This window comes from Amycolatopsis sp. NPDC006125 (assembly GCF_040614195.1).
Lineage (GTDB): Bacteria > Actinomycetota > Actinomycetes > Mycobacteriales > Pseudonocardiaceae > Amycolatopsis_E > Amycolatopsis_E tucumanensis.
Genome location: NZ_JBEXTZ010000044.1, coordinates 13,976 through 38,702 on the forward strand (window position 1 = coordinate 13,976; position 24,727 = coordinate 38,702).

The 24,727-nt window shown below is 73.1% G+C and carries 26 protein-coding genes; 14 read left to right on the top strand and 12 right to left on the bottom strand.

Annotated features, from left to right (window positions below):
* Positions 1-3: 3 nt before the first annotated feature.
* From ABZ193_RS22560 to ABZ193_RS22580, 5 genes are all read right to left on the bottom strand, one after another.
* A complete protein-coding gene (locus tag ABZ193_RS22560) occupies positions 4-324 on the bottom strand; it encodes a hypothetical protein (RefSeq protein ID WP_354711345.1) in 321 nt (106 codons plus the stop codon).
* Entirely contained in the window at positions 321-746 is a 426-nt protein-coding gene (locus tag ABZ193_RS22565; protein WP_020423032.1) for a YbaB/EbfC family nucleoid-associated protein, read from the bottom strand. Before ABZ193_RS22565 ends, ABZ193_RS22560 begins: the two co-directional genes overlap by 4 nt.
* Before the next feature lie 85 nt (positions 747-831).
* Positions 832-1,431 (bottom strand): GNAT family N-acetyltransferase, encoded by a 600-nt coding sequence (locus ABZ193_RS22570; RefSeq protein ID WP_354711346.1) that lies wholly within the window; start codon positions 1,429-1,431, stop codon positions 832-834.
* A complete protein-coding gene (locus ABZ193_RS22575) occupies positions 1,412-1,957 on the bottom strand; it encodes a PH domain-containing protein (protein ID WP_017986847.1) in 546 nt (181 codons plus the stop codon). The genes ABZ193_RS22570 and ABZ193_RS22575 overlap by 20 nt, the downstream gene beginning before the upstream one ends.
* Before the next feature lie 23 nt (positions 1,958-1,980).
* The gene (locus tag ABZ193_RS22580; RefSeq protein ID WP_354711348.1) at positions 1,981-2,802 is read right to left on the bottom strand and encodes a biotin--[acetyl-CoA-carboxylase] ligase; all 822 of its coding nucleotides are present in this window, start codon (positions 2,800-2,802) and stop codon (positions 1,981-1,983) included.
* Positions 2,803-2,901: 99 nt separating this feature from the next.
* Here ABZ193_RS22580 and ABZ193_RS22585 point away from each other — a divergent pair, with 99 nt between their 5' ends.
* Positions 2,902-4,029: a C40 family peptidase gene (locus ABZ193_RS22585; RefSeq protein WP_354711369.1), complete on the top strand. Its 1,128-nt coding sequence runs from the start codon at positions 2,902-2,904 to the stop codon at positions 4,027-4,029.
* Between the two features lie 471 nt (positions 4,030-4,500).
* Here ABZ193_RS22585 and ABZ193_RS22590 read toward each other — a convergent pair whose 3' ends face one another.
* Positions 4,501-7,938 (bottom strand): BTAD domain-containing putative transcriptional regulator, encoded by a 3,438-nt coding sequence (locus ABZ193_RS22590; RefSeq protein WP_354711349.1) that lies wholly within the window; start codon positions 7,936-7,938, stop codon positions 4,501-4,503.
* Between the two features lie 68 nt (positions 7,939-8,006).
* On the opposite strand from ABZ193_RS22590, the gene ABZ193_RS22595 reads away from it, so the two are divergent.
* Positions 8,007-8,876 (top strand): alpha/beta hydrolase, encoded by an 870-nt coding sequence (locus ABZ193_RS22595; RefSeq protein ID WP_354711351.1) that lies wholly within the window; start codon positions 8,007-8,009, stop codon positions 8,874-8,876.
* Between the two features lie 28 nt (positions 8,877-8,904).
* On the opposite strand, the gene ABZ193_RS22600 is transcribed toward ABZ193_RS22595, so the two are convergent.
* The gene (locus ABZ193_RS22600; protein ID WP_354711352.1) at positions 8,905-10,251 is read right to left on the bottom strand and encodes an MFS transporter; all 1,347 of its coding nucleotides are present in this window, start codon (positions 10,249-10,251) and stop codon (positions 8,905-8,907) included.
* A gap of 82 nt (positions 10,252-10,333) precedes the next feature.
* Here ABZ193_RS22600 and ABZ193_RS22605 point away from each other — a divergent pair, with 82 nt between their 5' ends.
* Together ABZ193_RS22605 and ABZ193_RS22610 are read left to right on the top strand one after the other, a co-directional pair.
* On the top strand, positions 10,334-10,849 hold the full coding sequence (locus ABZ193_RS22605; RefSeq protein WP_020423039.1) for a helix-turn-helix domain-containing protein: 516 nt from the start codon (positions 10,334-10,336) through the stop codon (positions 10,847-10,849).
* 57 nt (positions 10,850-10,906) lie between these two features.
* The gene (locus ABZ193_RS22610; protein WP_354711353.1) at positions 10,907-11,893 is read left to right on the top strand and encodes an NAD-dependent epimerase/dehydratase family protein; all 987 of its coding nucleotides are present in this window, start codon (positions 10,907-10,909) and stop codon (positions 11,891-11,893) included.
* Here the strand turns inward: ABZ193_RS22610 and ABZ193_RS22615 are convergent.
* The 3 genes from ABZ193_RS22615 to ABZ193_RS22625 are packed head-to-tail and all read right to left on the bottom strand — an operon-like array spanning position 11,879 to position 14,561.
* The gene (locus ABZ193_RS22615) at positions 11,879-13,051 is read right to left on the bottom strand and encodes a serine hydrolase domain-containing protein (protein ID WP_354711355.1); all 1,173 of its coding nucleotides are present in this window, start codon (positions 13,049-13,051) and stop codon (positions 11,879-11,881) included. The two genes, ABZ193_RS22610 and ABZ193_RS22615, sit on opposite strands and share 15 nt — an antisense overlap.
* An 8-nt stretch (positions 13,052-13,059) precedes the next feature.
* Positions 13,060-14,043: an LLM class flavin-dependent oxidoreductase gene (locus tag ABZ193_RS22620; RefSeq protein WP_020423042.1), complete on the bottom strand. Its 984-nt coding sequence runs from the start codon at positions 14,041-14,043 to the stop codon at positions 13,060-13,062.
* Positions 14,040-14,561, bottom strand: coding sequence for a peroxiredoxin-like family protein (locus ABZ193_RS22625; RefSeq protein WP_354711357.1), 522 nt, complete (start codon positions 14,559-14,561; stop codon positions 14,040-14,042). Before ABZ193_RS22625 ends, ABZ193_RS22620 begins: the two co-directional genes overlap by 4 nt.
* 72 nt (positions 14,562-14,633) lie before the next feature.
* Between ABZ193_RS22625 and ABZ193_RS22630 the strand changes: the two genes are divergently transcribed.
* On the top strand, positions 14,634-15,242 hold the full coding sequence (locus tag ABZ193_RS22630) for a TetR/AcrR family transcriptional regulator C-terminal domain-containing protein (protein ID WP_354711358.1): 609 nt from the start codon (positions 14,634-14,636) through the stop codon (positions 15,240-15,242).
* Here the strand turns inward: ABZ193_RS22630 and ABZ193_RS22635 are convergent.
* Positions 15,239-15,679, bottom strand: a complete 441-nt coding sequence (locus tag ABZ193_RS22635) for a PPOX class F420-dependent oxidoreductase (RefSeq protein WP_354711359.1) — start codon at positions 15,677-15,679, stop codon at positions 15,239-15,241. The two genes, ABZ193_RS22630 and ABZ193_RS22635, sit on opposite strands and share 4 nt — an antisense overlap.
* 110 nt (positions 15,680-15,789) lie before the next feature.
* Between ABZ193_RS22635 and ABZ193_RS22640 the strand changes: the two genes are divergently transcribed.
* The 6 genes from ABZ193_RS22640 (at position 15,790) to ABZ193_RS22665 (ending at position 20,186) form a co-directional block, all read left to right on the top strand.
* Positions 15,790-16,104: a metalloregulator ArsR/SmtB family transcription factor gene (locus tag ABZ193_RS22640; RefSeq protein ID WP_020423046.1), complete on the top strand. Its 315-nt coding sequence runs from the start codon at positions 15,790-15,792 to the stop codon at positions 16,102-16,104.
* On the top strand, positions 16,101-17,042 hold the full coding sequence (locus tag ABZ193_RS22645) for an SRPBCC family protein (RefSeq protein ID WP_354711360.1): 942 nt from the start codon (positions 16,101-16,103) through the stop codon (positions 17,040-17,042). The genes ABZ193_RS22640 and ABZ193_RS22645 overlap by 4 nt, the downstream gene beginning before the upstream one ends.
* A complete protein-coding gene (locus tag ABZ193_RS22650) occupies positions 17,039-17,167 on the top strand; it encodes a hypothetical protein (protein WP_354711361.1) in 129 nt (42 codons plus the stop codon). The genes ABZ193_RS22645 and ABZ193_RS22650 overlap by 4 nt, the downstream gene beginning before the upstream one ends.
* Before the next feature lie 89 nt (positions 17,168-17,256).
* Positions 17,257-18,249 (top strand): hypothetical protein, encoded by a 993-nt coding sequence (locus ABZ193_RS22655; RefSeq protein ID WP_354711362.1) that lies wholly within the window; start codon positions 17,257-17,259, stop codon positions 18,247-18,249.
* 47 nt (positions 18,250-18,296) lie between these two features.
* Entirely contained in the window at positions 18,297-19,937 is a 1,641-nt protein-coding gene (locus tag ABZ193_RS22660) for an acyl-CoA carboxylase subunit beta (protein WP_017986835.1), read from the top strand.
* A 9-nt stretch (positions 19,938-19,946) separates the two neighbouring features.
* On the top strand, positions 19,947-20,186 hold the full coding sequence (locus tag ABZ193_RS22665) for an acyl-CoA carboxylase epsilon subunit (protein WP_354711363.1): 240 nt from the start codon (positions 19,947-19,949) through the stop codon (positions 20,184-20,186).
* Positions 20,187-20,235: 49 nt separating this feature from the next.
* Here ABZ193_RS22665 and ABZ193_RS22670 read toward each other — a convergent pair whose 3' ends face one another.
* Entirely contained in the window at positions 20,236-21,480 is a 1,245-nt protein-coding gene (locus ABZ193_RS22670) for an MFS transporter (protein WP_237338757.1), read from the bottom strand.
* A 59-nt stretch (positions 21,481-21,539) separates the two neighbouring features.
* On the opposite strand from ABZ193_RS22670, the gene ABZ193_RS22675 reads away from it, so the two are divergent.
* From ABZ193_RS22675 to ABZ193_RS22685, 3 genes are all read left to right on the top strand, one after another.
* On the top strand, positions 21,540-22,187 hold the full coding sequence (locus ABZ193_RS22675) for a GntR family transcriptional regulator (RefSeq protein WP_237338756.1): 648 nt from the start codon (positions 21,540-21,542) through the stop codon (positions 22,185-22,187).
* A 499-nt stretch (positions 22,188-22,686) separates the two neighbouring features.
* Positions 22,687-23,301 carry a helix-turn-helix transcriptional regulator gene (locus ABZ193_RS22680; RefSeq protein ID WP_020423455.1) on the top strand — a complete coding sequence of 205 codons (615 nt, stop codon included), beginning with the start codon at positions 22,687-22,689 and terminating at the stop codon, positions 23,299-23,301.
* A complete protein-coding gene (locus ABZ193_RS22685) occupies positions 23,285-24,724 on the top strand; it encodes an MFS transporter (RefSeq protein WP_020423456.1) in 1,440 nt (479 codons plus the stop codon). The genes ABZ193_RS22680 and ABZ193_RS22685 overlap by 17 nt, the downstream gene beginning before the upstream one ends.
* The last annotated feature ends 3 nt before the right edge of the window (positions 24,725-24,727 follow it).

Sequence of the window (24,727 nt, forward strand, 5' to 3'; positions counted from 1 at the left end):
GCGCTACCCCTGTGCCGTTTCGGTGATCGCCTGCTGCGCGTCCTCTTCGGACCCGCGGTAGCGCCCGGCGGCCTCGCCGACGGTCTGCCCGAACGCCGTCAGCCGCCCGGACAGGCTCCGCAGCCCGGCCAGCGTCTCCTCGGCGGACGGCACGTGCGACGCGGCGATCGCCTGCCCGACCGGGCCGTCGCCCCACGCCCCGTCCGCGCCGGCGAGGGCGCGCTCCAGCCGCTCCGCGACCGCCGCCGCGCGCTCCGCGAGGCTGTCGAAGTCGCCGGAGGAAACGGCGAGCCGGTCGGCGTCGGCCTCGAACCCGCCGCTCATCGCGTCATCCAGCGGTGGTCCTCGAGACTCTCCTCATCCGGGGCGAGACGGGGCTTCGCGGGCGCGATCTCGGTCGCGTCGAGGTCGCCGGTGCCGAGCAGCAGCGCCTGCGGATCGGTGCCCGCGGGCAAGACCGGCGCCAGCACCTCACCGGCCCGCGCGAGCGCCCGCACGGTGGCTTCGGCGGTGACGCGCACGATCTGCTGCGCCAGCTCGTTCGGCCGGTACCGCCAGTACGCGCCGTCCGCGACGGTCAGGGAAGTCAGGGTGCCGCGCGGGCCGACGGTCGCCGTGATCAGCCCGTCGGCGTCGGTGGCCGAAGCGGTGACGGCCGCGAGATCGCGCTGCGCCGACGCGAGGTTCTCCCGGCTGCGGCGGTAGTCGGCGAGCAGTTCCTCCACCTGCGCCCGATGCTCGGTCACGGCACCCCTCCTCGCGAGTACAGCAGTCGGCTCGGACTCGGACGCGCGGCGGCGCGCTCCGGTTCCCCCTCGGCATCAGGTTGCCTCATCGAGCCGAAATACGCATGAGTGCCCGAACCGTGTCACGTCGTGCGGTCAATTCGAAACCAGCCGCGGCGAACATCTCGACGGTGCCGTGGTAGAGCTCGCCCGCGGGCCGCTTTTTCCTGGCGTCCACCGGATATCCCTCGACCACGCGGGCGCCGCGGTCGAACGCGTGCCGGGTCGCGGCGCGCAGCATCGCCGCCGCGATGCCCCGCCCGCGGGCGCGGCGGTGCACGTAGAAACACGTCACCGACCACACGTCCGTGGGATCGTCGTCCGGCAGCGCGGCGACCCGGGAGGTGGCCAGGCGCGGGTTGTCCAGCCGGGGCGAGACCGCGCCCCAGGCGACCGGCTCGTCGTCGAGGATCCCCAGCAGCCCCAACGGTTTCCCGGCGCGAACCTCATCGCGCACGTGCGCCTTGTGCCCCTCGGGGCCGGTCTCCCGGAACTGCCTGCTGGTCATCCGGAACCAGGCGCACCAGCAGCCGCCCTGCAGCCCGCCCGGGCCGAGCAGCCGCTCGAACAGCGGCCAGTCACCCGCGGTCAGCTCCGTGATCCGCAGGTCGCTGGATCGGGTGAGATCACCGGACGCCGCGGCCACGGGGTTGCGGTCCCTGCTCGCCGGGGAAGTCGTCGTACGGGTTGTCGTTGACCTGCCGGTAGATCATCGTGTGCACCCGTTCGACGCGCGGGATGTCCTCGAACCGCAGCGGCTCGTCCGAAGCGGACTCGATCACCAGCGTCCCGCAGCCGAAGAGGCGGTCCACGATGCCGTGCTCGAACTGCACGCTGCTGATCCGGCCCAGCGGGATGTCGATGCCGGTGCGTTTGATCACGCCCTCGCGGACGATGAGGCGGTCGGTCGTGACGATGAAGTGGGTGGTGCGCCAGCGGACCAGCGGCACCAGGAAGAACCAGACGATCAGCACCACCGCGACCACGGCGATCGCGATGCGGGCCACGTCGTTCCACGGCGCGGGCGCGTCGCCGGCGAGCGTGACGAGCCAGATGCCCAGCCCCAGCGTCACGAGAAAACCGATCACCGGCCAGATCAGCATCTTCGCGTGCGGATGGCTGTGCACTATGACCTGCTCGTTCTCGCTGAGCAGATCGTCGGGGTAGGCCACTGCGAACTCCTCTCGCGACCGCTTCACCGTACCGGGCGCAGGTGCACGACGTCTCCGGCGAACACGGTGTGCCGCTTGCCGTCCTGGCCACGCACTTTTAGCTGGCCGGCGCCGTCGACGTCCTCGGCCGTGCCGAGGATCGTGTGGTCGCCCGGCAGCAGCACGCGCACCTCCTGACCGAGGGTCTCGCAGCGGGCCCGGTAGTCGTCCAGCAGGCCGGCCTTCGCGAGGTCGCCGCCCGCCGCGCGCCAGCGGTCCTCCCGGTCGGCGAGGGCGGCCAGCAGCAACGTGGCGATGTCGGTGCGGTCGGTGGTGCGGGCGCCCTGCTCGGCCAGCGACGTCGGCAGCAGCCCGCCCGCGCCCGGCTCGACACCCGGGCCCAGCGGGCGGACGTTGAGCCCGATGCCGAGCACCACGCCCAGCTCGTCCCCGGCGACGGCCTCGGACAGGATGCCCGCGCACTTGCCGCGGTCCGGGCCGGCGAGCACGTCGTTGGGCCACTTGAGAACGGCGTCGACACCCAGTTCGCCGGTCAGGTCGGTCACCGCGAGCCCGGCCGCGATCGCCAGCGAGCCCAGCGCGCTGAACGGGACCTCCACCGGGCGGAGCAGCACGCTGAGATAGATGCCACTGCCCTTGGGGGACGCCCACACCCGCGCGCGCCTGCCGACGCCGGAGGTCTGCTCCTCGGCGATCAGCACGGTCCGGTCCGCCGCGCCCTCGACGCTCGCCCGCCGCAGGTCGGCGTTGGTGGAGCCGGTGCTGGGGACGACGTCCAGCGCCGCGTACGGACCCTGCGGGGCGAGCAGTTCGGCGCGCAGCCGCCCGGCGTTGATCGCGTTCATGTGGGAAGCCTATTCGCCCTCCGTCACGCACGAGGGGGTCCGGTCGTTGGATCACTGTGTCCGGAGCGGCCGTTGTCTTTTAGTGTTGGCGAGGTGACCATGCGTTTCCGATCCTGGGGGCGGGCCGCCGCCGGGCGTGCCCTGATCGCGCTGATCCTCGTCGCCGCCGTGGGCACCTGCGGGTGGCTGCTGGTCGAGCCGCCGGGCGAACAGGTGCGGGCCGCCGCCGACGTGGTGCCGCCCGAGCCGCCGCCGGGCAACGCGGCGCTCGCGTCCGCGCCGACCGTGCTCGAGCCGAACGCCCCGGTGCAGGCGCAGGCGCCCCAGGAGCAGGGCCGCAGCGAGCTGGAGAAGTGGGCGGCCGGGCTGAGCGGTCCGCTGGACATCCCGGAGCGCGCGCTGATCGGGTACGCGACGGGCGAGCTGACGTTGCGCGAGGAGGACCCGGGCTGCCACCTGTCGTGGGTGACGCTCGCCGGGATCGGCAAGGCCAGCACGGACCACGGCCGGTTCGGCGGCGGGTCGCTGGGCGCGGACGGGACGCCGGCGAAGGCGCTGGGCGCGGTGCCGCTGACCGGCGCCGCCGGTGAGGCCGCGACGGAGCCGCGCAGCGGGCCGATGCAACTCACCCAGGCCGAGTGGCAGCGGGCCGGCGCGCGCGGCGACATCCAGGACATCGACGACGCGTCCGTGGCCGCGGGCCGCACGCTGTGCGCCGGGAACACCGACCTGCAGGCCGGGCAGGGCTGGTGGAAGGCGATCGAGCACTACCGCGACTCGGACCTGTTCCGCCAGCAGGCGCTCGGCAACGCCCAGCTGTACGCGCAGCTTTCGCTGGATCCGGCGTCGGCGTCCGCGCCGTCGGTGCGGGCCACCCGGTTCGCCCTCGACCAGCTCGGCCTGCCGTACGTGTGGGGCGGCAACGGCCCGGACGCGGGCGCGGCCGGGTTCGACTGCTCCGGGCTGACGAAGGCCGCCTACGACGCGGCGGGCGTGAACCTGCTGCGCACCGCGGACATGCAGTTCCGGTCCACCCCGGCGGTCGCCGAGCCGAAGATGGGCGACCTGGTGTTCTACGGCAACCCGGCGACCCGCATCCACCACGTGGGCCTCTACCTGGGCAACGGCCTGATGATCAACGCGCCGACGCAGGGCATGGCCATCCAGATCGCGACGTACCGCACGCGGACGGACGACTACGCGGGAGCGAGCCGCCCGGCCGCCTGACGCAGTCACCTCCTGAGCCGGCGGTTGTCGAGCTTCTTGGCCCGCAGGTAGCCGCCCGTTCCTCCGCCACGTCATCGACGACCTGATCCACTCGGCTCAGCGCTGCCACGAGATCCTCCGGCCAGAGGTCCGGAACATCACCACCGGTGGGTGTCCCAGTGCACGACTGCACCACCTCGTGAAGGAATTCGGCCGCAGGCGTGGAATTGTCGTACTCCCCGGGCAGGATGGCCGACATGACCGAGACCGGCTCCACCCCGACCACTTCCATCCGCTCGCGGCTGGACCGCGAAGGCCTGCCCCGCAACGGCCGCGCGCATCGCCGGCCGCCCGGCACGATCGCGAGGCGTGAACCGCTTCGAGCCGAAGCCACGCTGCGCCGGCCCAAGCAGCCACCACGCACGTCTGCCGCCCGGACCGCGACGCGACCGGGCAGCCGTCACGAGCACGGGAGTTTGTGGGCACCTCAACTCAACCGTTGCCGTGGCGGGCCAGCTCGTCCAGGTACCGGCTGACCGGGCCGAGCGTGAGCAGTCCGCTGCCCGCGCCGGCCAGTTCGCCCGCCGCGGGCAGCAGTTCGGCGTGCAGGCGGGCCATCGCCGGCCGGTCGCCGCGGCGGATCGCTACCAGGGCGTGCAGGCACGTGCGGGCTTCGAAGAGCAGGTCGCGCGGAGAGGGCGGGATCTCCGACCCGTCGTCGGACACCACCGGGCGGCACCACGGCTCGTAGGCGCCGAAGTCGAGGTCGTGCCCGGGGTCGGCGCCGCGCTGGAGGCGGTCGCACAGCAGGGCGAAGCCGAGGATCCCACTGTCCACACCGGACATCCCGGTGCCTGCCAGCCGGGCCGCCGCCGCGCGGTACGCCGCTTCGGCGGGCTGCCCGGCCGCGGACGTCCGCATCGCGCGATACCACTGCGTGAACACGCCGACGAGCGGGATCTCGTGCTTCTCGCCGAGCTCGTCGGCCGCCTCCGCGTGGCGGTCGGCGGTGGCGAAGTCGGCGAGGGCCGAGGCGGCTTGCACCAGGACGAGGTGGCCGAGCACCTCGAACGTCACCAGTTCGTGGCGCCGGGCCAGCTCGACCAGCTCGCGCCCGATGCGGGCCCGCTCCGGTGCGAGCCCGGCGCGCTCGAAGGACTGCATGAACCGGGCGTTCAACGCGAACGCGAGCAGGGCGGGATCGTCGAGGCGCCGGGCCAGTGCCTCGGCTTCCCGCGCGGCCCGCGGTCCCCGGTCGCCCGCGGTGTTGCGCAGTTCGAGGGCGAGCGTGGCGAGCAGACGTGCGCGAACCGCGTCTTCGCCCGGTGGCAACGCGTCCAGGGTCCGCTCGGTCGCGTCGGCGATCCGCCGGGCGAGCGCGGGATCGTCGGCGGCGGTCCAGATCGCGGGCACGTCGAAGGCGACGAGCACGCGTGCGGTCAGCGCGGGGTCACCGACCTGCTCGGCCAGGGTGAGCGCCTCGGCCCGGTGCTCGCGCGCTCGATCGAGCTCACCGGCGACGGCCAGCGCCCGCACGAGGCCCATGATCAGCTCGAGCCGCTCCGGCACGCCGGCGCCGGAGCCCACACCCCGATCCGCGCCCGCAGCCGCACCACGATCCCCACCGGCAGCCGCACCAGCTGCGCCGCCAGGCACACCACCAGCCCCACCGGCAACCGCACCACCTGCGCCGCCAGCCACACTGCCATCCCCACCGGCAACCGCACCACCTGCGCCGCCAGCCACACCGCCATCCCGACCGGCAACCGCACCACCTGCGCCGCCAGCCACACCGCCATCCCCACCGGCAACCGCACCACCTGCGCCGCCAGCCACACCGCCATTCCCACCGGCAGCCGCACCACCACCGCCAGCAGCGGCAGCACTCCCGCCGGCCACGCCACGATCCGGCTCGGCGGGCGCGCGGCGGTCGGCGTGGTCGAGCGCGGCCTGCCACAGCCGCGCGGCCTCGTGCGGGGCGAAGCGGCGCTCGGCGTCCTCGGCCGCGGCGCGCGCGTACCGCACCGCGGCGGGTGCCTCGGCGAGCAGGAAGTGGTGCGCCAGCGCGGCGCCGTCCCCGGGCCGCAGGCGTTCGATCGCCTCGCCGATCCGCGCGTGCAACCGGGCCCGGCGCGAGCGGGACAGGTCCTGGTAGAGCGTGTCGCGGACGAGGGCGTGCGCGAACCGGAACCGGCCCGGCCCGTGTTCGACGAGGAAACCGCGTTCGGCGGCGAGTTCGAGCGCGTCGAGGGCGTCGCCGGGCAGGAGGTCCAGGTCGACCTCGGTGCCGATGACCGCGGCCTGCCGCAGCACGGCCTGGACCGCGTCGGGCAGCTGAGCGACGCGGTACCGGACCACGTCCCGCACGCCCGGCGGCACCGCCGCCAGCGCACCCTCGGTGTCGAGCACGCGCGCCAGTTCGCGCACGAAGAACGGGTTGCCGCCGCTGCGCTGGTGGATCGTCCGGGCGGTGCCGGTGTCGACGTCCCGGCCGGTGGTGGCCCGCACGAGCGCAGGCACCGCGTCGGCGGGCAGGCCGCCGAGGTAGATCCGCACCGGCTCGGCCCGCGCGATCCGGCCGAGAAAACCGGCGAGCCCGGGGGCGACGTCGGTGCTGCGGTAGGTGGCGACGATCAGCACCGGCCCCGGCAGCGGGTCGGTGACCAGCGCGGACAGCAGCGCCAGGGTCTCCTCGCCTGCCCAGTGCAGGTCGTCGAGGACCAGCAGCAGCTTGCCCCGCCGGGCGAGCTGTTCGCGCACGGCGCGGTGCCACTGGAAGCGGTTCGGCTCGGCCGGGGGCGCGATGCCGAGCGCGTCGAGGATCAGGGTCCACGGCCAGGCGGCGGGCACGCCTTCGTGCTCGGGGTTGACGCCCCACGCGGTGGACCAGCCCCGCGCTGCCATCTCAGCGGTGAATGCTTCGGCGAGCGCGGTCTTGCCAGCGCCCGCCTCGCCGGAGATGAGGACGAGGGGCGCCCGCCCGGCGGCCTCGACGAGCCGTGCCAGCTCGTCATCCCGCCCGACGAGCGGTTCCCCCAGCGCAGCGCCCCGCCCGCCCGACGCCTGACCCCCCAGCGCAGCGCCCCGCCCGCCCGGCAGGCCCGACGCCTCACCCTCCGACTCATCGCCCCGCCCGACCGAGCCCGGCGCCCGCCCACCCGACTCAGCCATCGCACCACGCAGCTCGGGCGCCTGCGCGAGGATGTCCGCCTCCAGCTCGCGCAAGTCCGGCCCTGGGTCGACGCCCAGTTCGTCGGCCAGCGCCTGCCGTGCCCGGCGCAGCGCGGCGAGCGCGTCGCCCTGACGGCCGGCCCGGTACAGCGCTAGCGCGAGCAGCCGCCACCCGTTCTCCCGCAACGGATGCGCGCCGGTGTGGGCCTCCAGGTCCGGCACGGCTTCCGCGGCCCGCCCGAGGCCCAGCAACGCGTCCCCCCGGCGTTCCACCGCGAGCAGGCGCAGCTCGTCCAAGCGGGCGATCTCCGCACGCGCCCAAGCCTGATCGGCGAACTCGGCGTAGGCCGGGCCGCGCCACAGACCCAGTGCCTCGTCCACAAGGGACAGTGCTTCGGCCGGTGCGAGACCGGCGGACTTCGTGACCGCCTCCTCGAAACGCCACGCGTCGACCTCGTCGGCGCGCAGCGCGTAGCCGCCGCCGGTGGTCACGAGCAACTGCGCGGGGGTGCGCGGCGGCCGGTCGGGCTCCAGCGCGCGACGCAACGCCGCGACGAAGGTCTGGATGGCACCGACCGCGCCATCGGGCGGGTCGGCCCACAGGTCGTCGACGAGGCGGTCGACCGGCACCACCCGGCCGCGCGCGGTCAGCAGGCGCGCGAGAACGGCCCGGTGCCGCGGTCCCTTGAGGTCGAGCGGACCGCGCCCGGCCTCGGCGATCAGCGGGCCGAGCACCGCGAACCGCACGGACGAGCCCATCACCACGCACTGTAGCCGCTGAGCGCGTGCTGATCCGTTGCTGACCGGGCCGGCGCACGCTCGGTGCCATGCAGATCACCGGATTCGACTACCAGCGGGTTCCCGTCGCCGAGGGCGTTTCACTCAACGTGGCCATCGGCGGTTCCGGCAGCCCGGTCGTGCTGTTGCACGGCTTCCCGCAGACCCACCTGATGTGGCGGCACGTGGCCGCCGACCTCGTCGCCGACCACACCGTGATCGTGCCGGACCTGCGTGGCTACGGCCACAGCGACAAGCCCGCGGACACCGGCGAGACGTACTCCAAGCGCACGATGGCCGCCGACGTCGTGGCGGTGGCCCGCGCGTTCGGGCACTCGCGGTTCGCGCTGGCCGGGCACGACCGCGGCGCGCTGGTCGCGATCCGCGCCGGACTGGACCACCCGGACACCGTCACGCACCTGGCATCGCTGGACGTGCTGCCGACGCTGGACATGTGGGACGTGATGCACGGCGCGAGCGCGGCGGTCGGGTTCCACCTGTACCTGATGGCGCAGCCGCCCGGGCTGGCGGAGAAGATGATCGGCGCCGTGCCGGACGAGTTCTTCGGCTACTTCCTGGACGCGTGGACGCAGAACCCGGACGCGATCCCGGCGGACGTGCGGGCCGAGTACCTGCGCGCCTCGCGTGAGGCGGTGACCTCGATCGTCGCCGACTACCGGGCGACCGCCGGGATCGACATCACGCACGACACCGCCGACCGCGAAGCCGGCCGCCACCTGACGATGCCGGTGACCGTGCTGCAGCAGGACTGGGGCGCCGCGCTCGGCTACGACGCCGCGGCGGTGTGGCGGAAGTGGGCGCCGGACCTCGACCACCGGACGGTGACCTCAGGGCACTTCATGGCGGAGGAAGGCCCGGCCGAGGTGATCAAGGCGCTGCGAGACCTCCTGGCGCGATGACGGCGAGCAGCGGACGGCGGATGACCGACTAGCCCCGTCCGCTGCTCACCAGCCCGTGCTCCGGAACGCGCTCCCGGCTCAGGGCCGTCACCACAGCGCCGAGCAAGGCCAACGCACCCGTGATCGCGGCCGCGTAGTTCACCCCGGCCGCACCGGGCGCCACCGCCAGTACGACCGCGACCAGGGCGATCCCCAGCGCGGATCCGACGTAGCGGGCCGTGTTGTTGGCCCCGGTGCCCATCGCGGCTCGGTCGGGCGGCACGGTTCGCACCGAGAGCCCCGCCAGCGCCGCGTTCGACAGGCCGGTGCCGACGCCCGCCACGGCCAGCCCGGGCGCGAAGTGCCACCACGACGAGTGCGCCGTCAATCCGAGCGTGGCCAGCTCCCCCGCCGCGCACAGGCCGAGCCCCAGCGCGGCCTGGCGCCGGTCGCCCAGCCGTCCCGTCACCCGCCGGGCCTGGGCGGCCACCACGAACGACACACCCGACCAGATCGACACCACCGCCGCGGCGGCGAGCGGGGTCAGCCCGAGCAGCCGGTGCAACAGGCTGGGCAGGAACGTCATGTACGACACGACCGCGATCCCGCTGGTCAGCGCCCCCGTCGTGGCCGCGCGGAACGCCGGGGCGCGCAGCAGCCGCAGGTCGATCATCGGCTCCGCGACCCGCAACTCGACCACGACGAACACCCCCAGCAGGACCACCGCCGGCGCCGCCCAGACGACCACACCCGCGTCCCACCCCGCGCGGGCCTCGGTCAGGGCCGCGACCAGCAGCGCGATCCCCGGCCCGAGCGTCAGCAGGCCCGCGAAGTCCGTCGGCCGCGGGATCCCCCGGGATTCCGGCAACCGCGCGCCCGCGGCCGCCACCGCCGCGCCGAGCAGCGCGATCAGCCAGTACACCGACCGCCAGCCCGCCGGCGCGGTCAACAGCGCGGCCATCACCGGCCCGACCGTGATCCCGCCACCGAGCATCGCGCCCCACAGCCCCGTCGCCCGCACGCGCGCCGCCCCGGCCGGGTGGGCGTGCGCGATGAGCCCCAGGCTGGACACCAGCAACGCCGCCCCGGCCACGCCCTGCACGATCCGCCCCAGGACGAACGCCCACGTCTCCGGGGCCAGCGCGCACAGCACGCTGCCGGCCGCGAGCCCCGCTCCGCCCAGCACGAACACCCGCCTGCGGCCGAACGTGTCCGCGAGACTCCCCGCGATCAGCAGCGCCGCGGCCAGGCCGAGGCTGATGCTCCCGAGGATCCACGTCTGCCCGGCGGGCCCCGCCCCGAGCGCGTCCGCGATCTCGCCGAGCGTGGCGAGCGGCGCGGTGAAGTTCACCAGCACCAGGAACGCCGCGGCGCACGCGATCACCAGCGTTGCCATCACCCCTCCAGTTCAGTCAACGAACTAGGAGGGACACTAGCAGCAGTAGTTCAATAACTGAACCAGTCGCTATGCTGGATCCGTGGCACTCGGCAAGGACTACGCGACCCAGGACTGCTCACTGGCGCGGGCGCTGGAGGTCGTCGGCGAGCGGTGGACGCTGCTCGTCCTGCGGGACTTCTTCTACGGCGTCCGCCGGTTCGGCGACCTGTGCGCGCACCTGGACATCCCGCGCGCCGTCCTCACCGACCGACTGAAGTCCCTGGTCGCCGCGGGCCTGCTCGAACGGCGGCCGCGGCCGTCCGGCCACGAGTACGTCCTCACCGCGCGCGGCATCGCCCTGTGGCCCGCGGTGTTCGCGTTGGCGCAGTGGGGCGAGCACGAGTTCGGGCCGCCCGCCGGGCCGCGGCGCGTCTTCAGCCACGCGGACTGCGGCACGGCCGTCACGGAATCCGGGCTCTGCCCGCGCTGCCGGACCGTCCCCGCGCCGGCGGACCTGGTGGTGAGCCTCGGCCCCGGTGCGAAGCGCGACCACCGGGACGATCCGGTGAGCGTCGCGCTGCGGGAGCCGCACCGGCTGCTGACCCCGCTGACCTGATCCGCTCTGCGCGAAATCCCTGGCCTGCCGCGGACGGGCTCGGGCAGAGTCGATCACATGCGGTTGCTGGTGCTGGGTGGGACGTCGTTCCTCTCGAAAACCGTTGCGGCGGAAGCGGTCCGGCGCGGCCACGACGTCGTGTGCGCGGCGCGTGGCGTGTCGGGGAGCGTGCCGGACGGCGCGCGGCACGTGCGCGTCGACCGGGACGAGCCGGGCTCGATCGACGTACTGGCGGGCGAGCGGTTCGACGCGGTGGTCGACATCGCGTACACCGGGCTGCGCTGGGTCCGCGACGCGTTGCGCGTCATCACCACCCGGCACTGGACGTACGTCTCCACGATCAACACTTACGCGGACACCGCGACGCTCGGCCAGACCGCGGAATCCCCGCAGCACGAACCGATCGAACACGACCGGATCGACCTGGCCGAGATGACGCCGGAGGTCTACGGCGGCGTGCAGGTCGCCTGCGAGCACGCGGCCCGCGACGCCCTCGGAGACCGGCTGTTCATCGTGCGGCCGGGGCAGATCACCGGCCCTGGTGACTACATGGACCGCTTCGGCTACTGGCCGGCTCGCTTCAGCCGCGGCGGCCGCGTGGCGGTGCCCGACACCCCGAAGCAGCCGTTCCAGCACGTCGACGTCCGCGACCTCGCGGCGTGGATCGTGACGGCAGGCGAGCAGCGCCTCACCGGCGCCTTCGACGCGGTCAGCCCGGTCGCTCCGCTGGGCCCGGTGCTGGAGGAGATCGCCGACCTCGTCGCCCCGCCCGGCACCGAGCTGGTCCCGGTCGCCGAGGAAACCCTGACCGCGGCGGGCGTCCAGCCGTGGTTCGGCCCGAAGTCACTGCCGCTGTGGCTGCCGGAGAGCCACCACGGCCTCGCCGCGCACGACGCGTCGGCGGCGCACGCGGCCGGGCTGGAGATCCGCCCGCTCGCCGACACCGTGCGCGCGGCCCTCGACGAGGAGCGCGCCCGTGGCCTGGACCGCCCACGCAAGGCCGGGCTCACCCCGGAAGAGGAGGCCGCGCTAATCGGCGATTGACTGGTACACCGAGGTCCAGAAGTCCAGGTACAGGTTGTTGTACTGCGGGAACCCGGCCTTCTGCGTGAGCAGGATCCCGACCAGGTCCTCCTTCGGGTCGGAGAACCACGACGTGCCGAGCCCGCCGTCCCAGCCGAACCGGCCGGGCACCGACGCGATGTCGTCGCGCGCGGTGGTCATCGACAGGCCGAAGCCCCAGCCACGCGTGTCGAAGTAGCCGGGGTAGAAGCCGGACACCGCCTTCTCCCCCGGCGTCAGCTGGTCGGTCACCATGGCCTCCACCGTGGGCCGCGCCAGCACCCGCCCGCTGCCCGACCGTCCGAAGTGGAGCATCATCCGGCCGAAGCGCAGCAGGTCGTCCACCGTGGACACCAGGCCGCCGGCGGCGGACGGGAACCGGGGCGGGCGGGACCACTCGCCGTCCGGCGGGTCGTAGACCGTGAGGTCGCCCCCGTACGCGGTGACCAGCCGGTCCGCGTCCGCGGTGAACCGTGTGTCGTCCATCCCCAGCGGGTCCAGCACGGTCTCGCGCAGCACCTCCTCCAGTGAACCGCCCACCCGCGCCAGCAGCACGCCCAGCACGTCCGAACCCGTGTTGTAGAGCCAGCGGCCGCCGGGCGGGCACATCAGCGGCAGCGAGCCGAGGCGCCGCATCCACTCGTCCGGCTCCGGCATCTCCGACGGCCTCGGCGGGCCCATTCCGATGCCGGCTTCGTGCGCCGCCCGCACGATGGGCGGCTCCTCCGGCAGGTACAGCTGGCCGAACCCCATCCGGAACGTCAGCAGGTCCCGCAGCGTGATGGCCCGCTCGGCGGGGACCGTCTCGTCGAGCGGCCCGTCGATCCGGGCGAGCACCCGCCTGTCCGCCAGCTCCGGCAGCAGCTCGTCCAGCGGCTCGCCGAGCCGGAGCCGGCACTGCTCGACGAGCGCCATCGCGGCCGCCGCGGCGATGGGTTTGGTCATCGAGCTGATGCGGAACAGGCTGTCCCGGCTCAACGCGGGCCCGCCGAACGCGACCGAGCCGAGCACGTCCACGTGCACCTCCCCGTGGCGCTCGACGAGCGTGATCACCCCGGGGACCTCGCCGCGTTCGACGTAACCGGCCATCACGTCGTGGAGCCGCCCCAGCCGGGCTTTCGACAAGCCGCCTGTGCTCATCGTCCGATTCAAGCCGAGCAGTGAGCCGCTGTGAAGACTTCGGCGCCGGCCCGCCGCACCGTGCGCAGCACGGCGCCGGCCGAGCCCGCCCCCTCGGGCATCAGGATGATCCGGCCAGCGCCGAGCAGCTCCTCCCGCTCACGCAACTGCCGCGCGCACTCGTCCGGGTCACCGGCGATCACGTTGCGCACGAGCTGCCGGGCCATCGCGTCAGCGCGGTCGGCCGTCATCTCCGGCTGCTCGACCAGCCACCGCGCGCCCGGCGCGCCGCGCAGCAACATCGCCCGCAGCCCGTCGACCAGCGATTCCCGCGCAGCGTCGGTGGTGTCGGCGATCGCGAAGTAGCTCGAATCGACGTTGTCGGCCGGGTCGATCCGGTGCCCGTGCCCGGCCGCCGCCTCGATCTGCGCGTCGACCATCGCACGCTTGTCGGCGAGGCTCACGAACGGTCCGAGGATGATCGGCAACCCGAACCGCCCGGCCAGCCGCGCGGTCGGCACCGAGGCCGCGGACAACGCGAGCGGCGACCGCCCCGGCACGTCCGGCACGACCCGGAAGTCGCCGAACTCGCCGGTGCGCAACGCCTCCGACAACTGCGCGAGCCGGCCCGAGATGTCGCGGTACCCGGCGAGCCCGTCGCCGAAGACCTCCAGATCCGCGCGGGGCTGGCCGCGCCCGACGCCGAGCGTGAACCGCCCGTCGCCGACGTGGTGCAGCAGCGCGGCCTGCTCGGCGAGCGCGACCGGGTGGTGGTTGGGCAGTACCGCGACCGCGGTGCCGACGCCGAGGCCGGTGCGCCCGAGCAGGAACGCCGCCATCGCCACCGCCGACGGGGTGTGCACGGCGCTGGTGAAGTGGTGCTCGGTGGTCCAGATCTCGTCCCACCCGGCGAGCTCCGCTTCCGCCGCGTAGCTGAGCGCCCAGCCGAACACTTCCGTCGAGGAAGCGCCGCTGCCGAAGGAATCCGTGAACAGCATCAGCCCGTGCTTCACCGGACCACCGCCGTCCGCGCGCGGGCCAGCAGTTCGTCGACCGACCACTGGTCGTAGGCGTGCTCGCCGTACTTCCGCGCCACCACGCGGCCGCCCTGGTCGATGAGGAAGTCCGCGGGCAGCCCGAGCCGCCCGCCCTCCTGCCGGACCGCGGGCGGCCGGAATCTGCCGAGCAGCGTTAGGGCGGAGCCGCGCAGGATCGCGCCCCACGTCCGCGGGTGCAGCAGGGCGCGGCGACCGGACTCGACGCCGAACTCGCGGTAGTAGCGCTTGTCCGGGTCGGCGATGACGGAGAACGGGAGGTCGTAGTCGCGCAGTTCGTCAGCGGGCGAGTGGAAGAAGACCACCTCGCGGATGCCTGCGGCTTCGATCTCGTCGTGCCGCTGCACGACCGAGCGGAGGTGGAGGTTGCAGATCGGGCAGCCGGCGAAGCGCCGGAACTGCAGGTGGACCAGGCGTTCCGGGTCGGGAACGGGGACGCGCTCGCCGCCGACCGCGTCCAGTTCGAACTCGCGCATGATGGGTCCCTCCGTAGGCGTGTGGTGTACGCCTACGAACGTATGCGCGTATCCTGTACGCTGTCAAACGCCATGCCACGACCCCGCTCGCTGACCACCACGCAGATCGCCACCGCGGCACTGGCCGTCCTCGACCGCGACGGGCTCGACGCGTTGTCGATGCGCACGGTCGCCAAGGAACTCGGCATGGGCACGATGTCGCTCTACCGCTACGTGTCCGACCGCGACGAGCTCGAAGGCCTGGTGGTCGACCTGGTGTTGCAGGCGATCGACGTGACGGTGCCGCGCGGTTCGGCCGGCGAGCGGTTGAGCGTGCTGGCCGACCGGGTCCGGATCGCGGTTTCACGGCACCCGGCGGTGGTGCCGTTGCTGCTGATGCACCGCCACCGCGTGCCGAGTTCGATCCGCTGGGGCGAGACGATGCTGACCGTCCTGACCGACGCGGGCCTCACCGGCAAGCGGCGGGCGATCGCGTTCCGGACGATCCTGGGTTACGTGTTCGGCGCGTTGCAGGTGGAACACTTCGGGGCGCTGTCGGGCGCGGGCACGGCCGCGCTGGCCGACCTGCCGCCGGAGGAGTTCCCGATCCTGTCCGAAACCGCCGCGCAGGCCCGCTCGATCCCGCCGGAGGAGGAGTTCCGCCAGGGGTTCGACATCCTGCTGCGCGGCCTCGGGCTCTAGTCCGGCACGGGAAGCGCGCCCGGCGGGAGACCGTACACACGGGACACCGGGAGGCGGATCACCACACGCTGCTCGTCGACCATTCGCTGGTAGAAGCGGTCGAGGTCGGCGTACGGGTCCTCGAACCGCGAGGCGAGCTCGGCCATCTCGCGTCCGGTCGCGTCTCCCGGCTCGGTGCTGACCGGCGACACGTCGACGTCGCCCTCCACGACCGCGTACGCCATTCCGTCCGGCGCCGCGACGTGCAGCACCGCGCGCGGGTCCCGGAGCAGGTTCCGCACCTTCGCGCGGTCCGCGGTCGAGCTGATCCGGATGAGCTTCTCCTCCGGGTACCAGCCGTAGACCACTGTGGACAGTTGCGGCCTGCCGTCGCGGCGGATCGTGGCCAGGGTGCCGAACTGGCGGCCGGCGACGAGGTCGAGGAGTTCTTCGCTCATGAGCCGATCTTGTCCCGGCCGGCGCGGTCGCGGAAGAAGGCACTCCGAAGTGCCCGGGGAACACCGATGTGACAGCTTGACTTATATTCCCCGACGGTTATATTCCTCATATGGCATCAACGTTCGAGGTCCTCGCCGAGCCGCGACGGCGCGAGATCCTCGACCTGCTCCGCACGTCGGAGCGCCCGGTCGGGGACCTCGTGGAGCGCCTGCGCCTCACCCAGCCCGCGGTATCCAAGCACCTCAAGGTGCTGCGCGAGGCGGGGCTGGTCGAGGTCCGGCAGGACGCGCAACGCCGCTGGTACCGGCTGCGCCCGGAGCCGCTCGCCGAGATCGACGCGTGGCTGGCCCCCTACCGGCGCATGTGGGACGCCAGTCTGGACGCCCTCGAACGCCACCTGGACTCGATGGAGGACCCGAGGTGACCGAATTCCGCACCATCGCAGGGAAACCCGTGCTGCGCTTCGAACGTCGCCTGCGGCACCGGCCCGAGAAGGTCTGGCGAGCCGTCACCGACCCGGCCGAACTGGCGCACTGGTTCCCGGCGCGCGTCGAGACCGAGGCGCGGATCGGCGCGCCGATCCGGTTCGTCTTCCCCGACGAGGCGCCCGTCGACGACGGCGGCACCGGCGAGGTCCTCGAATTCGACCCGCCGAAGGTGTTCGCCTTCACCTGGAACCTCGACGTCCTGCGGTTCGAGCTGCTGCCGGACGGTGACGGCTGCCTGCTGGTCTTCACCCAGACGATCGGCGGCGGCGACATCGGGCGGCTGTCCGCCGGACGGAACGCGATCGGCTGGGACACCTGCCTCGGCGCACTGACCGCACGGCTGGACGGCGCCGACGCGCCCCCGCCGCCGGACTGGCTGACCGCGATGGAGCACTACATCGACCAGTTCGGCCTCGGCGAGGGCTCGGCGCACGAGACGGCCGCCGGGTACGAGCTGCGGTTCGCCCGCGACCTGGTCTGGAAACCGGCTGCGGAGATCTGGCGGCTGCTCACCGAGGACTCCCCGGTCGAACCCGGCGGCCCGCCGCCACTGCGCGCCACCAACGGCTACGTGCCCGCGGGGAAGGTCGTCACCGCGTCCGCGCCGCACGTCCTGGAGTACGAGTGGCTGCACGACGGCGCACCCGCGGGCCGCGTCCGGTTCGAAATCGTCGCCGACGCCGAACTCGGCACCCGGATCGAGCTCACGCAGACGGTCCCGTTCGCGCTGAAGCACCTGCGGGCCGAGCTGCTGGCCGCCTGGCACACCCACCTGGAGCTGTTCTTCGCCGCCACCTTCGGCGAGATCCGCTGCCCATGGCCCGAGGAGCGCACGGCCCTGCTGACCAGGCGCTACGAGGAGAAGGTGCGGTGACCGACCTCCGCGAACTGCGCCGTCAGCCGGACGGCCGCGCCGCGCTCGTCTTCGAGCGCCACCTGAAGCACCTGCCGGAGAAGGTGTGCAAGGCCGCCTCGACCTCGGCGACGTCACGAAACTGACGTGTGGGAACGCGCCGAGCAGCTGGCAGGCTGACACCGTTCGCTCGCTGTTCACCCGCAGGCCGTCCGCGCCGCCTAGCTTGTCGATCATGACGAAACCGGTGTCCCGGCGTGCGGTGCTCGGCGGTGCTGTCGCGCTCGCCGCCCTCGGTGGCGGGACCGCCAGCGCCTCCCGAGCCCCGCGCGTGCTGATCGCGACCAACGAGCCGTGGGGCACCTACCACGTCAAACCGCTGCTGGCCGAGGCCGCGCGGCGCGGCTGGCGGCTGATCCAGCTGGTCCCGGACCTGACCGGCGTCACCCCCGGCGACCCGGTTCCGGTCGCGACCCCGGACACCGCGCCGCGGGCGGACCTGCTCGTCGTCACCGGCGCCGGGGACTGGCCCGCCGACTGCGCGGCCCGCTTCCGGAAGCTGCCGCTCGTCGCCAGTTCGCTCGCCTACCAGCAGCCGGTCCGGGCCGCGCGGGCGAAGGAGCTGCACCCGCGGCTGATCACGTCGTCCTCCCCCGCCGAGGCCCGCGCGTTCGGCGCCTACCTCGGCACGCACCGCCGCATCGAGGTCGTCGGCTCGCCGCAGACCGACGGGCTGCCCGAGCGCAAGCCGGAGCCGGGCCTCGTCCTCGTGCTCACCAGCGTCACCCACCCGGACGGCACCGGTTCCGCGGCGCCCGGCACCGAACTGCTGCTCGCGTCGGCGGAAAAACTCGCGGCGGCAGGCAAGCGGATCCTCGTCGGCCTGCACCCGCGCGAGAACCGCGCCTTGTGGGACCGCTACGAGATCAGCGACGTCCCGTCCGTGCAGGCCTCGGCACGCGCCGAAGCAGCCATCGGCATCCCGGGCACGGTGTTCCCGCTGGTCACCGCCGTCGGCACGCCGGTGGTCGGGGTGACCGACCCGGCCCTGACCGTGCCGGACTACCTGCTCTCGGTGTGCTCGTCGACCATTTCGGACGCCGCGCAGGCGGTGGCGGCGGTCGACTCGGCGCGGCTGCCGGACGCGAAGACCCTGGCCGACGCGGTCGGGCCGGTGGGCGGATCGGCCCGGCGGCTGCTCGACGCCTGGTCGCGGTTCGCCAGGTGAGGTTCACGCCACACACGCGCCCCTTGCGCAGTAGATAGGCTCCCGTCATGAGCAGCGCGACGGAGCCGATCGGGACGCCTCCGGCGGAGGAGCCGGACATCCACACCACGGCCGGGAAGCTGGCCGACCTGTACCGCCGGAACGACGAGGCGGTGCACGCCGGGTCCGCCCGTGCCGTGGAGCGTCAGCACGCGAAGGGCAAGAAGACCGCCCGCGAGCGGATCGACCTGCTGCTCGATCCCGGCTCGTTCGTCGAGCTCGACGAGCTGGCGCGGCACCGGTCGACGAACTTCGGGCAGGAGAAGAACCGCCCGTACGGCGACGGTGTGGTGACCGGGTACGGCACCATCGACGGCCGCCCGGTGTGCGTGTTCAGCCAGGACGTGACCGTGTTCGGCGGTTCGCTCGGCGAGGTCTACGGCGAGAAGATCGTCAAGGTGATGGACCTGGCCATCAAGACCGGCCGACCGATCATCGGCATCAACGAGGGCGGCGGCGCGCGCATCCAGGAGGGCGTGGTCTCGCTCGGCCTGTACGGCGAGATCTTCACCCGCAACGTGAAGGCCTCCGGTGTCGTCCCGCAGATCTCGCTCATCATGGGCGCCAACGCGGGCGGGCACGTCTACTCCCCCGCGCTCACCGACTTCATCGTGATGGTCGACCAGACCTCGCACATGTTCATCACCGGTCCGGACGTCGTGAAGACCGTGACCGGCGAAGAGGTGACGTTCGAGGAGCTGGGCGGCGCCCGGACGCACAACACCAAGTCGGGCAACGCGCACTACCTCGGCACCGACGAGGAGGACGCGATCGCCTACGTCAAGGAGCTGCTGTCCTTCCTGCCGTCGAACAACCTGTCCGAGCCGCCGGTGTTCGACTCGCCGGAGCCGACCGACGGGTCCATCGCCGACGGCGTCACCGAGTCCGACCTCGAGCTGGACACCCTGATCCCGGACTCGCCGAACCAGCCCTACGACATGCACGAGGTCATCACCCGCGTGCTCGACGACGGCGAGTTCCTGGAGGTCCAGGAGCTGTTCGCGCCGAACGTGATCGTCGGGTTCGGCCGGGTCGACGGGCACGCGGTCGGCGTGGTCGCCAACCAGCCGACGCAGTTCGCCGGCTGCCTGGACATCGACGCCTCGGAGAAGGCGGCGCGGTTCGTGCGGACCTGCGACGCGTTCAACGTGCCGGTGCTGACCTTCGTCGACGTGCCAGGCTTCCTGCCGGGCACCGACCAGGAGTGGAACGGCATCATCCGCCGCGGCGCGAAGCTGATCTACGCCTACGCCGAGGCGACGGTCCCGCTGGTCACGGTCATCACGCGCAAGGCCTACGGCGGCGCGTACGACGTCATGGGCTCCAAGCACCTCGGCGCGGACATCAACCTGGCGTGGCCGACCGCGCAGGTCGCGGTGATGGGCGCCCAGGGCGCGGCCAACATCGTGCACCGCAAGACGCTCGCCAAGGCCGCCGAGGAGGGCAAGGACGTCGAGGCGCTGCGGGCCGAGCTGATCCAGGAGTACGAGGACACGCTGCTCAACCCGTACGAAGCGGCCGAGCGCGGTTACGTCGACTCGGTGATCGTGCCGTCGCACACGCGCGGGCACGTGGCGCGGGCGCTGTCCATGCTGCGTGACAAGCGCGAGACGCTGCCGCCCAAGAAGCACGGCAACATCCCGCTGTAAGGGGGAGCGATGAGCGAGTCCGAAGAGACCCCGCCCGCCCGGCCGTTGCTGCGCATCGTGCGCGGCGACCCGAGCGAGGCCGAGCTGGCGGCGCTGACCGCCGTGGTGGCCGCGGCCGCTTCCACGCCCGGCGACGAGCCGGAGAAGCCGGAGCGGACCTCGTTCTGGGCGGACCGCGCCGCCCTGGTGCGGCAGCCGTTGCCGCAGCCGGGTTCCGGCGCGTGGCGGGCTTCGGCCTGGCCGCGTTGAGTTTCCAGTTCTGCGCCGGTGGGCCTGCCCACCGGCGCAGAACGTTCGGCTAAGCAGCCAATTCCAGCTCGCGGGGGCGCACCCCGGCGTGCTTGTGCAGCGTCAGCAGCCGCACGGTGCCTGCCAGTCCCATCACGAGAGCCACCAGGAACGACAGCCGGTAGGCAAGCGGCCCGGCCACCCCGTGTCGCAGCAGTTCGTCCAGCAGCAGGCCGGCCCCCAGCTCGGCGACCACCGCGAAGGTGAACCCGCCCATGTTGGCCACGCCGCTCGCGACCCCGGCCTGGTGCCCGTGGTTGGCCGAGCGCGCCAGGTCGAACGCCAGCATGCTCACCGCGCCCGCCGCGCCGATCAGGAACAGCACCGGCCCGAGCACGGCCACCGGCAGCGGTCCGGGCACCACGACCAGCACCGCCCAGCACACCAGGCTCACCACCGCGGCCGTCGCGACCATCGGCCCGCGCACGCCGGGCCGCCGGGAAGCCAGCTGCCCGGCGAACGTCCCGGCCAGCACGAACCCGCCCACCACCACGGTCAGCAGCGCACTCGCCGCCGCCGGGGTGCGGCCCTGCGCGTGCACCAGGTACGGCTGGCCGAGCACCGCGGTGAACGTGACGAACGCGCCCATCAAGGTGAAGTGCGTCCACATCGCGTGCCGCGTGCCGCGATTGCGCCACGCGTGCCTCAGGCTCACCCGCAACGGCTCCCGCGGCTCCTCGCGCACTGTCGCCGACGGGCCGTCCCGCAGCGCGACGCCGACCGCGACCAGCAGCACCGCCGTGATCACGCCGGCCACCAGGAACGCGGGCGTCCACCCGAACCCGGTGAGCAGTGCGGCCAGCGGCGCGGTCGCGATCAGCTGGCCGAGCCCGCCGATCATCCCGGTGAGCGCCGCGACCAGCGCGTACCGGCGGCCGGGGAACCAGTTGTGCGCGAGCCGCAGCACGTTGACGAACAGGAACGCGTCACCGGCGCCGATCAGCGCCCGGCCCGCCATCGCCGCCGGGTAGGCCGTGGCCAGCGCGAACACGATCGACCCCGCCGCCATCAGCGCCATCCCGAGCGCGAGCAGGCGCCGCGGCCCGAAGCGGTCGGCGGCCGCCCCGACGGGCACCTGCAGCAACGCGTAGAGCACGAGCTGCACCACGGAGAACGCGGCCAGCCCGGTCGCGTCGATCGAGAACCGCTCCTGCGCGGTGAGCCCGGCGACCGACAGGCTCATCCGGTGGAACAACGCGGTCAGGTAGCACAGCGCCCCCAGCCCCCACATCAGCCAAGCCCTGCCCGCGGCCACCGGATCACCTCCTGTTGCATCTATCTTGTATCTATCAGCCTCCTGGCTACGATGCGCCCATGTCAACGAGGGACCGCTCACAGGCGGCCGGCGACCGGGCCTACCAGTGGACCAAGGACCGCATCCTGGACGGCCGTCTCGAAGGCGGGAGGCTGATCAGCGAGGGCGAGGTCGCCGAAGCGCTGGAGCTGTCCCGCACCCCGGTCCGCGAGGCGTTCCTGCGGCTGTCCGCCGAGGGCTTGCTGCGGCTGTACCCGAAGCGCGGCGCGCTGGTCGTCCCGGTGTCGCCGAACGAGGTGCACGACATCGCCGAGGCCAGGATCTTCCTGGAGCGCCACGCGGCCACGAAGATCATCGCCGCTGGGACGCACCGCGAGGTCGCCGCGAAGATGCGTGCCGTGCTCGACGAGCAGCGCGCCGTGTCGATGCCCGAGCACACGGCCCGCTTCACCCAGCTCGACCGCGAGTTCCACGCCACGCTCGTCGAGGCCGCGGGCAACGCCCTGTTCGCCGAGTTCTACTCCGGCCTGCGCGACCGCCAGCTGCGCATGGTCAACACCGCGCTGCGCGACAACACGGTGCGCCCGCCGATCATCCTCACCGAGCACGAGCGCATCTGCGACCTGCTCGCCGACGGTGACGCCGAGGGCCTGCAGACCCTGATCGGCAACCACATCGCCGCCGTCCGGGACGAAGCCGCGCACTGACGCCGCTGCGCCGGCCCGCCGATCGACCGCCGCTGCGCCAGCCCGCCAGTCGACCGCCGCACGCGCCAGGCGACCCGCCGCACCATCCCGCCAAGCGACCCGCCGCACCAGGCGACCCGCCGCGCCACGCCACGCCACCGCGCCAGTCGACCCGCCGCGCCGCCGCGCCAGGCGACCCGCCACGCCACCACGCCGACGACCCGCCGCACCCCGCCAGCCGACCCGTCACACCACCCCGCCAGCCGACTCGCCACGCCACCCGCCGACCGACCCGTCGCATCACCCCGCCAGGCGGCCCGCCACGCCACCCCGCCAGGCGACCCGCCGCGCCATCCCGCCGACCGATCCCGCCGCGCCATCCCGCCAGACGACCCGCCACGCCACCCCGCCACACCACCCCGCCACTCGCCCCCTCCTTGCCAGCGCAATAGTCAGCGCCGTATAGTCCACGCGGAATAAACGGACTGGAGCGATCATGGCCGCACCCAAACTCACACCCATGGCACTGGCCGTCCTGGAGCTGCTGAACGAGCGGCCGATGCACCCGTACGAGATGACCCAGCTGATGCGCGACCGGCACCTGGAGCACCGCGTCGCGGTCAAGACCGGCTCGCTCTACCACACGGTCGACCGCCTGCTGGCCGTCGGGCACATCGAGGTCTTCGAGACCCAGCGCGAGGGCCGACGGCCGGAACGGACCGTCTACGCCCTCACCGAACAGGGCCGCGACGCGTTCATCGACCGCGCCAGGACGATGCTCAGCACCATCGCCACCGAGTACCCCGAGTACGTCAGCGGTCTCGGGGTGATGGACGACCTCGGGCGCGAGGACTCGCTGGAGCAGCTGGAAAAGCGCCTCCTGCAGCTCGAAGCGAAAGCCGCCGCGCAAGAGGTCGTCACCCGCAAGCTGACCGCCGAGGTGCCGCCCATCTACTGGGTGGACTGGCGCTACACCGCCGCGCAGGTGCGGTTCGAACTCGAGTGGACCCGGGAACTGGTCCACGACATCAGGTCCGGGCGCCTGCAGTGGATCGACTACGACACCCAGGACCCCGCACTCTCCCTCGTCCCCACCGAATCCACTGAGGACAGATCCGATGACAGAGCGAGCTAACCCGTGGGCGGCGCTGATCGCGCTGTGCGTCGGGTTCTTCATGATCCTGCTGGACACCACGATCGTGTCCATCGCGGTTCCGTCGATGGTGAAGGGCTTGAACACCGACCTCAACGCCATCGTCTGGGTGATGAGCGTCTACCTGCTCACCTACGCGGTGCCGATGCTGTTCACCAGCAGGCTCGGCGACCGCTTCGGGCCGAAGCGCGTGTACCTGGCCGGGCTTGCGGTGTTCACGCTCGCGTCGCTGTGGTGCGGCCTGTCCGGCACCGCCGAGACGCTGATCGCGGCGCGCGCGGTGCAGGGGCTGGGCGCGGCGCTGATGACGCCGCAGACCCTGGCGTTCATCACGCACCTGTTCCCGCCTGCCAAGCGCGGCCCGGCGATGGGCATGTGGGGCGGGGTCGCCGGCCTGGCCACCATCGCCGGGCCGCTGCTCGGCGGTGTGCTGGTCGACCAGCTGGGCTGGGAGTGGATCTTCTTCGTCAACGTGCCGGTGGGCGTGGCCGGCCTGGTGCTCGCGGCGCTGATGGTGCCGGACTGGCAGCCACGCAACTCCCACTCGTTCGACCTGCCCGGCATCCTGCTGTCGGTCGCCGGGCTGTCGCTGCTGGTCTTCGGGCTGCAGAACGGGCAGCACTACGACTGGGGCACGGTCGCCGGCCCGGTCAACGTGGTCGAGGTGATCGCCGCCGGAGTGCTGCTGCTCGCCGGGTTCGTGGTGTGGCAGCGCTACAACCGCCGCGAGCCGCTGCTGCCGCTGCGGGTGTTCGCCAACCGCAACTTCTCCGCGGGCACGCTGACCTCGGTCACGATCGGCTTCACCATGACCGCGATGTTCCTGCCGCTGGTGATCTACGTGCAGGACGTGCTGCTGCTGTCGCCCACCGAGGCCGGGCTGGTCACCGCGCCGATGTCGCTGCTGTCCGGGATCATCGCGCCGTTCATCGGCCGCCTGTCGGACCGGACGAACCCGAAGTACCTGGTGATCTTCGGGATCGTCGCGCTCGCCGCCGGCCTCGGGCTCATCGCGTTGATGGCGCGGGAGACGAGCACCTGGTGGGTCACCTTCCCCGGCCTGCTGCTGTGCGGAGTGGGCACCGGCTCGGTGTTCGCGCCGATGAGCAACGTGACGATGAGCTCGGTCGAGCCGCGGCTGGCCGGCACCGCGTCGGGCATCTTCAACACGGCCCGCCAGGTCGGCGGCGTGCTCGGCAGCGCGGCGTGTGGCGTGCTGCTGCAGGCCCGGATCAGCGCGGGCATGGCGAGCAGCGGCGGGAACCAGGCACAGGCGCTGACGGACGCGGCGCGCGAGACGATGCTGCTGCCGGTGGCCGTGCTGCTGCTGGGAATCATCGCGGCGGCCGCCATGCGCCGCCCGGCGCCGCGGCCCGCGCCCGCCCCAGCCGCCGCGCGTGCCTGACGG